Origin of the sequence: Paenibacillus sp. FSL M7-0420 (assembly GCF_038002345.1) — a bacterium.
Taxonomy (GTDB): Bacteria; Bacillota; Bacilli; order Paenibacillales; family Paenibacillaceae; genus Paenibacillus_AQ.
Genome location: NZ_JBBOCJ010000001.1, coordinates 2256062 through 2271550 on the forward strand (window position 1 = coordinate 2256062; position 15489 = coordinate 2271550).

At 56.9% G+C, this 15489-nt stretch carries 11 protein-coding genes; 10 read left to right on the forward strand and 1 reads right to left on the reverse strand.

What is annotated here, in order from left to right:
• Positions 1 to 408: 408 nt before the first annotated feature.
• The 8 genes from MKX51_RS09415 (at position 409) to MKX51_RS09450 (ending at position 11328) form a co-directional block, all read left to right on the forward strand.
• Positions 409 to 1395 carry a phosphotransferase enzyme family protein gene (locus MKX51_RS09415; RefSeq protein ID WP_340992163.1) on the forward strand — a complete coding sequence of 329 codons (987 nt, stop codon included), beginning with the start codon at positions 409 to 411 and terminating at the stop codon, positions 1393 to 1395.
• A gap of 142 nt (positions 1396 to 1537) precedes the next feature.
• Entirely contained in the window at positions 1538 to 2839 is a 1302-nt protein-coding gene (locus MKX51_RS09420; RefSeq protein WP_340992164.1) for an extracellular solute-binding protein, read from the forward strand.
• A 92-nt stretch (positions 2840 to 2931) separates the two neighbouring features.
• Entirely contained in the window at positions 2932 to 3825 is an 894-nt protein-coding gene (locus MKX51_RS09425; protein WP_340992165.1) for a carbohydrate ABC transporter permease, read from the forward strand.
• Positions 3826 to 4659 carry a carbohydrate ABC transporter permease gene (locus tag MKX51_RS09430; RefSeq protein WP_340992166.1) on the forward strand — a complete coding sequence of 278 codons (834 nt, stop codon included), beginning with the start codon at positions 3826 to 3828 and terminating at the stop codon, positions 4657 to 4659.
• A 20-nt stretch (positions 4660 to 4679) separates the two neighbouring features.
• Entirely contained in the window at positions 4680 to 6461 is a 1782-nt protein-coding gene (locus tag MKX51_RS09435) for a family 43 glycosylhydrolase (RefSeq protein WP_340992167.1), read from the forward strand.
• Between the two features lie 44 nt (positions 6462 to 6505).
• Positions 6506 to 7828 carry an ABC transporter substrate-binding protein gene (locus MKX51_RS09440; protein WP_340992168.1) on the forward strand — a complete coding sequence of 441 codons (1323 nt, stop codon included), beginning with the start codon at positions 6506 to 6508 and terminating at the stop codon, positions 7826 to 7828.
• 28 nt (positions 7829 to 7856) lie between these two features.
• Positions 7857 to 9668: a sensor histidine kinase gene (locus MKX51_RS09445; RefSeq protein ID WP_340992169.1), complete on the forward strand. Its 1812-nt coding sequence runs from the start codon at positions 7857 to 7859 to the stop codon at positions 9666 to 9668.
• Entirely contained in the window at positions 9661 to 11328 is a 1668-nt protein-coding gene (locus MKX51_RS09450) for a response regulator (RefSeq protein WP_340992170.1), read from the forward strand. Before MKX51_RS09445 ends, MKX51_RS09450 begins: the two co-directional genes overlap by 8 nt.
• 369 nt (positions 11329 to 11697) lie before the next feature.
• On the opposite strand, the gene MKX51_RS09455 is transcribed toward MKX51_RS09450, so the two are convergent.
• Complete coding sequence (locus tag MKX51_RS09455) at positions 11698 to 12978, reverse strand: histidine--tRNA ligase (protein WP_340992171.1); 1281 nt, start codon at positions 12976 to 12978, stop codon at positions 11698 to 11700.
• Between the two features lie 287 nt (positions 12979 to 13265).
• On the opposite strand from MKX51_RS09455, the gene MKX51_RS09460 reads away from it, so the two are divergent.
• Both MKX51_RS09460 and MKX51_RS09465 read left to right on the forward strand, forming a co-directional pair.
• Positions 13266 to 13919, forward strand: coding sequence for an HD domain-containing protein (locus MKX51_RS09460; protein ID WP_340992172.1), 654 nt, complete (start codon positions 13266 to 13268; stop codon positions 13917 to 13919).
• Positions 13920 to 14009: 90 nt separating this feature from the next.
• Entirely contained in the window at positions 14010 to 15461 is a 1452-nt protein-coding gene (locus MKX51_RS09465) for a DEAD/DEAH box helicase (protein ID WP_340992173.1), read from the forward strand.
• Positions 15462 to 15489 lie beyond the last annotated feature (28 nt).

The window sequence follows — 15489 nt, forward strand, 5'->3', positions numbered from 1 at the left end:
CCTCCCGAAAAATAGCATCTGCTGCACTCTGTACAGTAGAATTTTGCGTTGGCGGCCTTTTGGAGCATATTTGCAGAAATCTAGTGTATGAAATACAGCAGAATGAGTTACTGGGCCGGTTAAAGTGAAATCTATTGTATGAAATACAATCGCAGCGTTCTTACAGAAGCGTCCGCAAACAAGCGTTCACTCACCAGTCTTCATTCACAAGCGCCCGCGCCTGGCACTCAAGCTGATCCTCAACCTAATCCACCCTAAATAGAGGCTGTTCCAAGAAGTCGCGTCTTGACTCTTGGAGCAGCCTCTTTGTTTTGTGCAAAAGTCAGGTTATACCTGTCTATTATCTATGTCCGCCGCCACCGCCAACCCTATAATGAATGCAGACATCCATATGAGGGAGGCAGGAAGATGAAACTAGAAACAGCAGCAAGGGATATAGTACTGCGGGCGCTCAAGGCGTACGAATTAGATTGGACGAAGATTGAATATATTGGACAATCCGATAGCGTCACCTTCAAGATAGAGACGGAAACAGCGGGCAAGCTGCTGCTGCGGATTCATGGCGAACGGTGCAGCCGGGCAGAAATTCTGTCGGAGCTGGAATGGCTCAGGCATCTCAGCGGGGCAGCGGAGCTGGTTGTCCCTGTGGGGCTGCCCGATTCAAGCGGCAGTTATATCCTGGAGACTTGCGGTGAAGCTGGCGGTGGAGAGCAGCTTAACTATGTTACCCTGATGCGCTGGGTGGAAGGGGAGCATGCAGAGTCTAGTCTGCCGGATGAGCAGCTATACGCTGTAGGCGTTATGCTGGCCGGGATGCATGAAGCGGGCGAACAGTTTGTACCCTCAGCAGAGTTCACCCGTCCGGCTTGGGGAGCGGACAGCTTCCGCAAGGAATGGGACAAGCTGGAGAAGTATCATACGGCTATGGTGTCACAAGCTTCATGGGCGCTCTATCAGGCGGCTGCTATAAGAATCCTTGGTGAACTCGATGCTATGACGCCGGACCCCGGCAGCTATGGCCTGATCCACGGTGATTTGCACGGCGGGAATGTGGTGTTTGCTGAGGGCCAGCCCCGGGCGATTGATTTCGGCCTCTGCGGCTACGGCTTCTACCTCCATGATCTGGCCGCTGCTCTGCTGGAGCTCTCCACGGAGCAGCGCAGGAGCCTGATTCGAGGCTATAGCAGCGTCCGTGTGCTGGAGCCGGATTATGAACGGAAGCTGGAATGCTTCTTTGTCAAAATCATGATCGGGAACTACAGCCACCACATCTCAAATCCGGACGAACTCCCCGGCTTGCGGGAAGAGCAGCCGTATGCTTTAGCCTATCTTAAAGAGTACTTGGCAGGCTCCCGTTTTTTGTTCAAGAGAATTGAACCTGCCCAAGTAGGATGAATTGTGCAAGATGAACTGTGCAATCTGTAAATATGTCCACTGAACCTAGCCTGAGGACATTTATTGCCCTCCCCTGCGGCGGTAACATAAAGACATCAAAGAGCAGTCAGCTTTGAATCACCGATTAAAGGGGAGTATACAGATGAAGCGATCCATGCAAAAGGGAGCATCACTATTACTGATGGTCATGTCGCTGGCATTGGTTGTAACCGCTTGCGGCGGCAACAATGCGAAGAATAACGGCGTGAACGGCGGAGAGGCCACACAGGGCGCGGACGGGGGCAGCGGCAACGGCAAGAAGACAGAGCTGCTGTTCTGGTCTCCCTTCTCCGGCTCGGACGGACCGTTCATGAAGAAAATCGTCGATAAATACAACAGCTCCCAGGATCAATACAAAGTGAAATTCGTCATTCAGCCCAACGGCGAGTATTACAAGCAGCTGGATGTGGCGCTCAGCACGGGGAAGGAGCGGCCGGACCTGATGATTATGCATGTCGATCAGGTGCCGACCTACCAGAGCAAGGATCAGCTGCAGCCTGTGGATGAGCTGGCAGCGGGAGCGGGCATTAATCCGGCTGATTTTGCCGAAGCCCCGGTGAAGTACGCCACCATCGACAGCAAGCTGTACACGATTCCGCTCGATATTCACCCGGTCGTGATGTATTACAACAAGGATCTGTTCGAGCAGGCGGGCATCACTGCACCTCCAGCGAACCGTGCCGAGTTCGACGACGCTGTACAGAAGCTGACGGACAAAGGCAAAGGGGTCTACGGCTATGTCGTGCCTACCCTCTGGCCGCAGCAGTTCATCTTCCCGTCACTCGTCTGGCAGAACGGCGGAGAGCTCTGGAACGGCAAGGATGTAGCCTATAATTCTCCTGAAGCGGTAGAGATGGTACAGTGGCTGCGTGATATGGTAGACAAGGGCATCTCCCCGGCCAATGTGCAGCAGGACGGTGAGAATACCCTGTTCCTGCAAGGCAAGAACGCGATCCAGTTCAACGGGCCGTGGATGAAATCCCAGTTCGATGAAGCCGGGCTGAATTACGGCGTAGCCGTTATGCCGCAGATCGGCAAGGCGAAGCAGGCGATATACGGAGGCTCACACGGCTTCGTGGTTCCGAAGGCAGTGACCGACAGCAGCGCGCTGGCCGGCATCGGCGACTTCCTGAAATATGTCTCCGGCAATTCCCTGGACTGGGCGGAATCGGGCCAGGCGGTAGCCTCCAAGACGGTGATGGACAGTGCGGAATTCCAGGCGATGGAATTCCAGAGCACCGTATCCAAGAGCTTCCCGTCCGTACAATTTGCACCGAATGTCCTGAACTGGGGTACCATCATTGAACCGGTATGGGGAGAGCTGAGCAATGCGATTCTCGGCAAAAAATCACCACAGCAGGCGATGGATGATGCGGTAGCCAAATCCCGTCAGGCGATGAAGTAGCCTCAGGTGAAGCGGAGCATTTCGGCAGAACGGGGCGGGGGGCGGTGATACGCTCCCCGCTTTACCCTGTACGAAGAAATGGAGGAATCCTTTTGAATAGCACATGGACTTCACGGTTAACCTCATTCCTGTTCATCCTGCCCTATCTTGCAGCCTTCGGCCTGTTTCTGCTCTTTCCGATTCTGTACGGCTTGGTGATCAGTCTGCAGGACTTTGAATTGCTGTCAGCCGAACATCCCTTTGTTGGACTGCGCAATTATATTACAATTCTTACGCCGGGAACGTATGAGAACAGCCTCTTCTTCAGCGGCCTGTGGACCACCCTCCACTTCGTCCTGTATTCTGTTCCTCTGCTGATCGTTGCGGGCTTAGGGATGGCGCTGCTGGTGAATGCGCTCCCGCAGAAGCTGCGCGGGCTGTTCCGTACCTTCTATTTCCTGCCTTACGCGATGTCAGCTTCCGTGATGGCTGTCATCTGGCTGATGATGTTCGATACGAATGCCGGATTCATCAACAGTCTGCTGCAGAAGCTGGGGCTGAGCGGGATTCCATGGCTGACTGCTACACCGTGGGTCTGGATTGCGCTGGTCCTCACGACGCTCTGGTGGACGATCGGCTTCAATATGATTATTTTTGTGAATGCGCTCAATGAGGTGCCTGAGGATTACTATGAGGCGGCTTCGATTGATGGAGCAGGGGCCTGGAACCGGTTCGTGTCCATTACGCTGCCGTCGATCCGGCCGGTGATGCTGTTCGTGCTGATTACCTCGACCATCGCGTCCTTCAATGTGTATGCCCAGCCGTTCCTGCTGACGCGCGGCGGGCCGGGAGATACGACCAGGGTGCTGCTGATTAATGTACTGGACCAGGCATTCGCGCGCAAGGATATCGGCTCCGCTTCGGCGATGGCGATCATGATGGCGCTGCTGATTATGATCATATCGATCGTGCAGTTCCGTCTTACGAACCGGAAGGAGAAGGTCTAAATGGGAAAAATCAAAAGAACGGGCCTGCTGCTGCTGGCCATCCTGATCGCCCTGTTCGTGCTGCTGCCGCTGGTGTGGATGCTGTCCACGGCCTTCAAGAATGACTTCGAAGCCCTCTCCGGGCGGATGAACTTCCTGCCGCAGAAGCCTACGCTTGATAATTTCATCCAGGGGCTGAGCGGCGAGCTGATGAATACGCCGATTCTGCGCTGGATTATCAACTCCCTGTCGGTTGGGATCACGGGGACGGCGATCGTGCTGCTGATTGATTCCATGGCGGCCTTCGCCCTGGCCCGGCTGCCGGATCTGCCGCTGCGCCGTACGCTGCTGGCAATGTTCATCGCCTCGCTGATGATTCCCGGCGTGCTGACGTTCCTGCCGATGTATATTGAGTTCAATACCCTGGGGCTGATCAACACCTACCAGGCGCTGATTCTGCCCGCTACCGCCGGTGCGTTCGGGGTGTTCCTGCTGTACCAGTTCTTTGTCTCCTTCCCCAAAGAGATTGAAGAGGCGGCCCGCATCGACGGGGTGAACAAATGGAACCTGTACGCCCGGATTCTGCTGCCGTCGGCGGTGTCCATCATGATGACGCTGGGCATTTTCACCTTCATGGGGATCTATAATGACTTTGTGTGGCCGCTCTATGCGACTACCTCGCCGGAGATGCGGACGATCACCGCAGGAATTGCGATAATGGCTACCGGAAGCTATACCCAGAGCTACGGCAAATTAATGGCTATGACCACCATTGCCGCGCTCCCGGTGCTGATTATCTTCATTATCGGCCAGAAGTCGTTCGTGAAGGCGATTACCAGCTCGGGTGTGAAATAGCAGGTGAGGGGAGGATGCAGATGGAAAAGAGTTCAGCGGGACCCCGGAAGGCGTGGGTAGGAGGTGAGAGATCACGTAAACGAATCTACTCCCTTGCGGCAGTACTGTTACTTATTCTGGCGGGAGGTGCTTATCTGTTGCTGCAGCAGAATCAGGACGGAGGGCAACAGGTCTACAAGGGCCACGGCGGGACGTTCAAGAATACGCTGGCCGAGATCGATACGCCTGATCCGAGTGTCATCTACAAGGATGGGTATTATTACATGACCTTCACCCATAACGGAACGGATATTATGGTGATGAAGTCACGAACGCTGGACTTCCGGCAGGCAGAGCGGAAGGTAGTCTGGTACCCGCCGGCGGAGACCGCATATTCGGCGAATCTCTGGGCTCCCGAGCTGCAATATATCCGGGGCCAGTGGTACATCTATTTCGCCGCAGACGACGGACATAACGAGAATCACCGGATGTATGTGCTCCAGGGCGACAGCGGTGATCCGCTGGGCGGCTATACGTTCAAGGGGCAGGTAACCGACAGCACCAACAAGTGGGCCATCGACGGGCTGGCTATGGAGGTGGACGACGCGCTGTATTTCGTCTGGTCCGGCTGGGAAGGGGATATGAACGCTGCGCAGAACACCTATATCGCCCCGATGAGTGATCCGCTGACGATCAGCGGGCCGAGAGTACTACTCAGTGAGCCGCTGCTTGCGTGGGAGCAGGCTGGAGGCCCGCCGTATATTAATGAGGGCCAGTCCATACTTTATCATGACGGCCGTGTCTTCATCGTCTATTCCGGGGCGGGCAGTTGGACGCCGTATTACAGTCTGGGGCTGCTGGCCCTGAAGCCGGGCTCAGACCCGCTGGAGGCGGCAAGCTGGACCAAGGCGGAGCTGCCGCTGCTGACCATGGATGAAGCCGCCGGAGTATACGGACCGGGGCATAATTCCTTCACCGTATCGCCGGACGGGAGCGAGCAGTGGATCATCTATCATGCTACGGCAGGGGCGGAGGACGGCTGGAACAACCGCAAGGCGCGGGCACAGCGCGTTAGCTGGGACAAGGACGGCCTGCCGGTCTTCGGCAAGCCGAAGCCTTTGAGCGCGGCGCTTCATGTGCCTGCGGGAATGGGCTTATTCCTGGCGGAGCACGCTGTGCAGAACGGGCACCGGCTGGAATTCCCCTCTCTGCCGTCCGCAGTGGACAGCGATACCCCGCTGCTGGTGCATTATGTGAATCCGGGTGAAGCACCGGTGGAGGCGGCGGTGTCGGTGAATGGCGGGCAGCCGATGCCCCTTCAGCTTCCGCCATCCGCCGAAGGACAGACCGGCTACACCTATCTGCTACTGCCCTTTGCAGCAGGGGAGAATACGGTATCGCTGGAGCTGGCTGCGGGAACCTCTGCTAAGCTGAGCGCAATCGAAATTCCGCGTTATGAGGCGGAAGCCCAAGCGTTGATGGGGGAAGCGGCAGCGGAGGATCATCCGTATGCCTCAGGCGGAGGCGCTGTAAGCATGGGTACCCGCGGGGCGTCGCTGCGCTTCGGCAACCTTCGTGTGCCGTGCGGCGGAACCTACACCGCCACAGTGGCGGTCATGAATGCTTCCCCGGACGCGAAGCTGGAGGTATCCGTGAACGGCGGCCGGAAGGCCGGATATCCCCTCAAGACACAGGGGCGTAACGAGGCCGCCTTTCTGGAACTGGAGCTGACATTGCAGAGCGGCGCGAATGAAATCATTCTTTTTGACAGTCAGGGCAGCTTCGGTATAGATTATATGGATATATGGCAGAAGAGTGAATGAAATGCTAGATTCATAGCTTGCAAGTTAGACGGGGGCTTGATCAGATGAGAGATTCGGAAGGCTGGCGATTCGCAGAGCGTCATAAATTGGTTGCGCTCTCATTATGGCTGCCGGTGCTGCTTCTGGCTCTGGTGCTGAGCGGCTGCGGCGCAGGGCAGAAGGAGGAGCCGGTGCCGCCTGCCGCTCCGCCGGTAACGCTGGAGTACTGGACGCCGTTCAGCGGAGGGGACAATATATTCATGACGGAGTTGGTGGAGCAGTTCAATGCCGAGCATCAGGAGATCCGGGTGGATCAGATCAACTCCCGGCTGGATGATTATTATTCCCGGCTGCGTACAGCCATTCTGTCCGGCAATGCGCCGGATCTGGCGATTATCCATGCCACCAACCTGCCGCAGTTCGTGCAGAACGGCTATATCGAATCTCTGGACGGGCTTGCTGCAGATGCCGGGCTGGACTGGGAGCAGTTCAATGCCAGAATCGCCGGATCTACCGTCTACGCCGGTGCCCATTATGCCGTCCCGCTGGATACGCATACCCTGGTGCTCTATTACAACAAGAAGTATCTGCGGGAGGCGGGATTGCTGGATGCCGCGGACAAACCGCTGATCGGGCGGGGGGAGCAGGGGTTCACCGCTTTCCTGCAGAAGCTGAAGGATGCCGCTCCGCCCGGAGTTGCGCCGCTGGCCCTGCCCAGCACACGGATTGATTCGGTGTGGCTGTGGTGGAGCCTGTACAATCAGATGCAGGGCGGCGGTGCCTTTTACAATTCCGAGGGGACGCAGGCGGTCTTCAACAATAAGCATTCTCTTCAGGCGCTGGAGTTCGTGAACAGCCTGTATCAGCAGAAGCTGATTCCGCCGCATATCAACGATGCCTTCAAGCTGTTCTATGACGGTGAGGCGGCTACCCTGATTACGGGGGTGTGGGGCACCGGTGCATTCGAGAAGGATGAGCAGCTGGAGCTGGGCGTCGTGCCGGTTCCGGTTATCTACGATCATCCGGGGGTCTGGGGGGATTCGCATACGCTGGCTGTTCCGGCAAAAAGCGGGCTGAGCGCGGAGAAACGCAGAGCGGCGATGATCTTCGCCCGCTGGGCGGTGGAGCATGGGGTGATGTGGGCGGAAGCCGGGCATGTGCCAAGCTCTCTCAAGGTCGTCCAGAGCGAAGCTTATACGGCGCTGAAATTCCGCAGCGACTATGCCGCCGCCGCGAGCTCCGTAGCCTATTGGCCGAGAAATGTGAAGCAGTGGAGTATTAATGAAGAGATTATCCGCCAGTTCGAGAAGATGATCTACAAGGAACAGACTCCGCAGCAGGCGCTTGCGCGGGCGGTGGACAGCATTAACCTTCAGCTAAAGAAATAACGCTGCGGGTGCAAAGGGGGAATAGCGGGTGAGATCCGTTCACAGCTGGTTCAGGAATCTGGCGCTTGCGCGCAAGCTCATTCTGATTAATGTGGTGTTCATTGTGCTTCCGTTGGGACTGATGGGCTATTTCGCCTTCGCCCGCTTCACCGCAACGACGGAGCGTAAGGTGGGCGATTATCAGCTTCAGACGCTGAAGCAGCTTACGCTGAATATCGATACCTATATGAATGAGCTGAACCGGCTGACGGTGATGCCCTATCAGTATCCCAAGGTGACCGATTATCTTGCAACAAAGCGTGCCCCGGGCGAACCCCTTACGCTGGATGAGATCAGCGGACTCAACAGCTTCGTCACCCAGGTGTTTCTGAACGGCCGGGTCGATATTCTGGGCGTCTCCCTGTATGGTACGGGCGGAGCTTCCTATGTGGTCATGCCGGAGAGCCAGTATGTCACGACCTACAAGCTGGATGAGAATGTGAGCTGGCTGAATAAGTTCAAGGGGCATTACGGGAAGCCGGTCTATGTGGCGACGCATGACTTAAGCGCAAGCAGCGGTACTGTCTATGAGGCCTTCTCCATTGTCCGGGAGCTGCGCAGCTTCGATGACGGCGTGACGATTGGATACATTGTCATTGATGTGGACCCGAAGTTCATCAGCGAGATTCTGTCGAAAGTTAAGCTGGATGCCAAGGAACTGCTGTATATTACGGATGAATCCGGCAACCGGGTCACCGGCAAGGATTATGGATACCCGCAGACGGTGTCTGCCGTAGCTCCGGGGCGAACCGGTGAGGGGGTCAGCCATGTGAAGTCGGAGGGGGAAGGGCTGCTGGTCGCCCATGTGACCTCTGAGGTTACAGGCTGGACGACGGTAGGCGTTGTTCCGGTGGCCAGTCTAATGAAGGAGACCGAGATTCTGCGTACGTATATTATTCTTACGGGCATTATCTGCGTAGGACTGGCCCTGCTGCTCTATGTGTTCATCGCCTACCGGATCACGCAGCCGCTGCGCAAGCTGAGCCGGCTCATGCGCAGTGTGGAGCGCGGAGACCTCAGCATGGCTTTTCCGGTGAGCGGCAGGGATGAAGTGGGTATGCTCGGCCATTCGTTCAACGGCATGCTTGCCAAGCTCAGCGAACTCGGTTACCTGCTCTATGAGACGGAGATCCGGGAGAAGGATGCGCAGATTGCCGCGCTGCAGAGCAAGATCAATCCGCATTTTCTGTACAATACTCTCGGGTCTATCAGCATGTATGCCGAGCTGGAGGGCAGCCCGGAGATCATCGCCATGTCCAACAATCTCAGCAAGCTGCTGCGTTACAGTCTGAGCGGGCGCAAGGAGCAGGTGACGCTGCAGGATGAGCTGGACCATGTAGGCGGCTATATGACAATCCAGCAGATGCGCTACGAGGAACGGATTCAGTTCAGCATGGCGGTTGAACCGTCTCTGCTGGGCTGTGAGGTCATTCCGCTGATGATTCAGCCGCTGGTCGAGAATGCCATTAACCATGCGCTGGATAAGGGCGTTGGCCGCGGCCGGATCTCGCTGAGTGCAGAACGCCGCGGGCAGGTGCTGAGAATCGCCGTCGAAGATGACGGGATCGGCATGAATGCAGAGGCGCTTGAGGCACTCCGGCTGCACCTGCAGGATACGCAGGAGCTTGGCGGGCGCTCCGGCAACGGGCTGCTGAATGTCCACCGCCGGATTGTGCTGCATTATGGCGAGGCCTATGGCCTATCCCTGGAGAGTATGCCCTATCAGGGCTTCAAGGCAGTGCTTAAGCTGCCGGTGCTGAGCCGGGAAGGCAGAGGAAGGGAGGGTGACGGGGTTGCCTAGAATACTGATTGTTGACGATGAATCGGTCTTCCGTAAAGGCCTGCGCAAGATGATCGCCGCCGTGGGTGGGGGCTGGGAGGTAGTTGGTGAAGCCATCGACGGCTACGATGCCCTCGACAAGCTGGCCGAGCTGACCCCTGAGGTGCTGCTCACCGATATCCGTATGCCGCGGATGGACGGCATCCAGCTTCAACAAGTGGCCGGGGAGCGCTTCAAGGATCTGATGACCGTTGTGGTCAGCGGCTATGATGAATTCGCTTATGTGCAGCAGTCCATGCGGGAGGGGGCGAAGGACTATCTGATGAAGCCGGTCGAACGCGAGGAGCTGGGCCGCGTACTGGAGCGGCTGGGCCGGGAGCTGGCTGAACGCCAGGCGCTGCCTGCGCGCAAGGAGGAACCGTGGCAGGTCCAGCCGGTGCTGAAGCGGCATGTGGCCGGCCACCTGATTGAGAGTCTGCTGAAGGGCCGGACGCAAGGCAGCGACCTCCAGCTGCTGCGCGAGCTGGGCTTTGCCTTCGGGCACCGCTATTTCATCTGCATGGTGATCAAGCTGGATAAGCATTCGGTGGAGAAGGAGCGTTATCTGCGGGGCGACCCGTCCCTGTTCCTCCTGTATATCCAGCAGGTGGTTCAGGAGATGATTGACCGCCATGCTACAGGACTAAGCTTTGTGCTGTCGGATACCGAGGTGGTGGCGCTGCTGAATACAGCAGATCCGCAGCACCCCCTGTCCGCGCCGGGCACCCTGGGGGATATGATCCGCAGGCAGATCCGTTCGCTGTCCAATCTGACCGTGACGATTGGGGTCAGCAATCCCGCCGAAGGCCTGCCGGGAATCCCGAAGGCCTACAATGAGGCCGGAATTGCCCTCTTGTACCGGTTGATTGAGGGCGGCGACAAGCTGCTGGAGTATGCCAGCATGACGCAGCGTCCGCATTCCGGCGGCCCGCTGAAATGGTCCTGGGAGCTGCTGGAGAAGTCGATTACCGCCGGCAGAGTGGCGGGGATCGGCCCGATTGTCGAACATATGATTGAAGAGCTGTGCAGCACGGCGGAATCACCGGAGAGCATCCATCAGCAGCTCTGCAAGCTGCTGCTGTACTACTACGAATTGTCCGAGGAGCTTGAGGTGACCGAAGCGTGGCTGGGGTCGAAGGATATCCGCAAGGTGCTGTTCGATGTCTGCAGCCTCTCCTCGCGGCAGGAGCTGGCTGAGAGCTGCCGGGAGCTGCTGCTCACCCTGACCCGCTGCATTGCGGAGTCCAGGGCCGCGAAGGATATCGATCCGGTCGCTGCCGCCCAGCGTTACATTTCGCAGCATTACGATCGTCCGCTGAGCCTCAAGGAGGTAGCGGATGAAGTGTATCTGAATCCGGCGTATTTCAGCAATCTGTTCAAGCAGAAGACCGGCATCACCTTTATTGGGTTCCTTACGCGTATCCGCCTGGAAGAGGCCTGCAAAAAGCTGGCCTTCACGGATGACAAGATCAGCAGAATCGCGGAGGATACCGGCTTCGGCAATGTACGGCACTTCAACCGCGTGTTCAAGAACAGCAGCGGTTTATCGCCCAAAGAATACAGGGACAGCACCCGCATGGTGCAGGCGGCTTCTATGGGTGGCCGGAAGTGGCCAGCTGACGGACGTAGAGCAGGAGATTAAGAGCCTGCCGGCCTGCGACTGCACAGCGGAGCTGCCGATTGCGCTGATCCGCGCGATTGTGGAGTTAATGAAAATGGTGCATAAATTGCAACAATGTGTGTAAACCTGGGGCCTGGCTGACAGAAATCCTGCACAATTTACAACAATGTGCGCTCAGCAGGAGCTAATTTGAGGGGAATCCTGCAATAAATGCAACAATCCGCGTTATCTGGGAGCCGGACTGACGGGAATCCTGCAATTAATACAACAATCAGCTATCGGCATCCGTAATCCGAAACTGGCGAGGGAGCATGCATGACCACACTCGCCTGTCCGGTGAGAAGCCGGGCCTGGAGCCAGTGTGTTAACCCGGGGCTGTCTCATCCAGAATCACAACGCAATCGAACGAACCGCCTCCTCCGTTGTAACCAGCTGCTCGCTTCCCAGCTCCATATCCTTCAGCCGCAGCTTACCCTCCGCCGCCTCGCTCTCACCGACCATAATGACATACCGGATGCCTTTGGCGCTGGCTGTTGCCAGCGTTTTTTTGAGCTTGCGCGTGCCCGTGTCCACCGTGGTCCGGATACCTGCAGACCGCAGGCTAGCTGCGGCAACCAGAGCCTGAGGCAAATACCCGCCAATGGGAATGATCAGCACGCCGGAACGCTCCGCCGCTGCCTGCTCCCGGCGCTCACCCAGCAGGGCCATGATCGATTCCATCCCGAAGGATATGCCGACGGTTGGATACTCTATATCGTCGCGCCCCACGAGCTTGCCGATGATCGCGTCATATCGCCCTCCGCCGCCGAGACTTGAGGGATAGCCGCCGGAAGCATCGAAGATTTCATAGACTGTCCCCGTGTAGAACGACAGCCCGCGTGACAGAAATGGATCGAAGACGCACATGTCCGCAAGTCCAACCGCATCAATCAGCTGCTGCAAGGCCTGCACTTCGAGCGTCCCCGGCAGCCCTTCAAGCTTATAGCGCTCCACCAGTTCCTCGAATCCCGGGTTCGTCAGCTCCAGGAGCTCCGAGATCAGTGTAACCGTCTGAGCGGTTAGCTGCTTGTCCGTCAGCTCGGCCAGCACCCCGCCGCTGCCGATCTTAGCCAGCTTGTCGAGGGTCAGCATGACCGAGAGCTGTTCCTCCGGCGGAACAAAGGCCGCCCCCAGAATCTCGCCCAGGAAGCGGCGGTTGTTCCACTTCAGCACCACCGGAATATCCAGTCGGCGGAAGGCTTCCGCTGCCAGCTGCATCAGCTCCGCTTCTGCCTGCGGTCCGGCAATGCCGGCGACATCGGCGTCACATTGCAGGAATTCGCGCAGGCGGCCTTTTTTGACCGGACCATCGCGGAACACCTTGCCGATCTCATACCGCCGGTAGGGGAATTCAATTCCCGGATTTAAGGCAATCACCTTGGCAAAAGGGATCGTCAGATCGTAACGCAGCCCCAGCCTGCGCCCGCCCTGATCGGCCAGCTGGTACATCTCGCGCAGAATCTCATCGCCCCCGGCGTATTTGGAGGTCAGCAGCTCCAGCTCATTCAGCAGGGTCGTATCCATTGGCTCGAAGCCGTACAGCTCAAACAGCTCCTGAAGCGTAGTCCGCACCTTCTGGCGGATGGCCTGCTCCCGGCCGAAATAATCATAAGTTCCTTTAATATTCTGCATGATTAGCGCTCCTTTGTAAGTGAATTCGGTGAAAATAAAAAACGCGCCGGACCCCATGGTCCCGCGCGCTTATCTATGGCGCAGGGAGGTCAAACGCGAAATGCGTTAGCCCTCCCTGAATGAATTCAGGAGTGTGCTAACGCTGCTTGTGATGATGAAGTTGATTCGTTATGATGGACAAGCGGTTCATATGAATCAATTCCCTTCCGGCTGGATTACAGCACATTATAGCGGATCAGGAGCAACCGCGCAAGACCTGCATTATTTTCCATAAAGGAGAAATCATAATGATTCATACAGAGCTGATTACAGCAGCAGAGAACTTCGCGAAGGAGCAACTCGGCCAGGATACCACCGGCCATGACTGGTTCCATACTAACCGGGTGCGGAATACTGCGGCGCTGATCGCAAGAATGGAAGGGGCGAGTGTGGTCATCTGCACGGTCGCTGCCCTGCTGCATGATGTAGCAGACGAGAAGCTGAATCCCTCCAAGGAGGCGGGACTGCTCAAAGTACAAACTTGGCTCACCGCACATCTGCCGGATGAAGCTGCGTGCAGGCATATTATGGAGATCATCGGGACAATGTCGTTCAGCGGCGGCGGGGGGGAGCCCATGTCAACGCTGGAAGGGCAGGTGGTCCAGGATGCGGACCGTCTGGATGCGCTGGGGGCCATCGGCATTACGCGGACCATGGTCTTTTCGGGAGCCAAGGGCCGTCCGGTCTATGATCCGGAGATTCCACCGCGTGACGAATCGCTGCAGAAGGAATACCGGGACTATTCCAAGGGCACGGCGGTCAATCATTTTTATGAGAAGCTGCTGAAGCTGAAGGACCTGATGAACACCCCGTATGGCAAGCAGCTCGCGGAGGAGCGGCATCAGTTTATGCTGATTTTTCTGGAGCAATTCGATAAGGAATGGAATCAGGGGGCAGAGTAGGTGTTATAATGGAATAATGCGCAAGATGGATGGAACGCGGGAGACCCCGCCTGAACCGGAACAATCAGCATAGAAGAGGTTGAGTATATAATGAGTGAAGAACAAGTGAAGTTTAGTGATTATGGTCTGGATGAAGAGATTATCCGCGCGCTGGAGGTTCTGAAGTATGTGGACCCCACCGAGGTGCAGCGGAAGGTGATTCCTGTGGCGCTGAAGGCGCAGGATCTGATCGTCAAGTCGCAGACCGGCAGCGGTAAGACCGCAGCCTTCGCCATCCCGCTCTGCGAGCTGGCCGATTGGGCGGAGAACAAACCCCAGGCGCTGGTGCTGACCCCCACCCGGGAGCTGGCCCAGCAGGTGAGAGAGGATATTACGAACATCGGGCGCTTCAAGCGGATCAAGGCGGTAGCGCTGTTCGGCAAGCAGTCTTTTGCCCCGCAGAAGCTGGAGCTGACCCAGAAGACGCATGTGGTCGTAGGCACGCCGGGCCGTGTATTTGACCATATTGAGCGCGGAACGCTGAATCTCAGCCGGATACAATATCTGGTGATCGACGAAGCGGACGAAATGCTCAGCATGGGCTTCATCGAGCAGATCGAGAAGATCATTAAGCAGCTGCCTAAGGAACGTGTAACGATGCTGTTCTCAGCGACGCTGCCTGAGGTCATTAAGAATCTGTGCCGCAAGTATATGACGGAGCCGGTGGATATCGAGATTGAAGCCAGCGGAATTACTACGGCGTCGATTGAACATGCCCTGATTGAAGTCGTACAAGCTGCCAAGTTCGGGCTGCTCAGTGACCTGCTGACGGTGGAGAACCCGGATAGCTGCATTATTTTCTGCCGGACCCAGGAGCAGGTGAATGCCCTCTTCCGCGGGATGGCCGACCTCGAATATCCGGTGGACAAGATTCACGGCGGCATGGAGCAGGACGAGCGGTTTGAGGTGATGAATGCTTTTAAGCGGGGCCAGTTCCGTTATCTGATTGCCACCGATGTTGCTGCCAGAGGGATTGATATCGAGAACATTACCCATGTCATCAACTACGATATCCCGCTCGAAAAAGAGAGCTACGTCCACCGCACCGGCCGCACCGCCCGCGCAGGCAAAAGCGGCAAAGCCATCACCTTCGTGACGCCGAATGAACACAAATGGGTCAGGGAAATCGAGAGCTACATCGGCTTCAGCCTGCCGGAGATGAAGGCTCCTTCGGACGATGCCGTGGCCTATGCCAAACCTGCCTTCGATCTGAAGCTGGGCAAGCAGCAGGTCCGCAAAGCCGGCAAAACCGAGGTCATGAACCAGGACATCATGAAGCTGTACTTTAACGGCGGGAAGAAAAAGAAGCTTCGAGCGGTCGATTTCGTCGGCACCATTGCCAAGCTTGAGGGCATTTCGGCTGAGGACATCGGGATCATCACGATTCAGGATAACGTGACCTACGTCGATATTCTGAACGGTAAGGGCTCGCTTGTACTGCAGGCGATGAAAGAGACTACCGTGAAGGGCAAGCTGCTGAAGTGCCATATCGCGAAGAAATAAACTACAATAACAGGAACTCTTTTTAAAG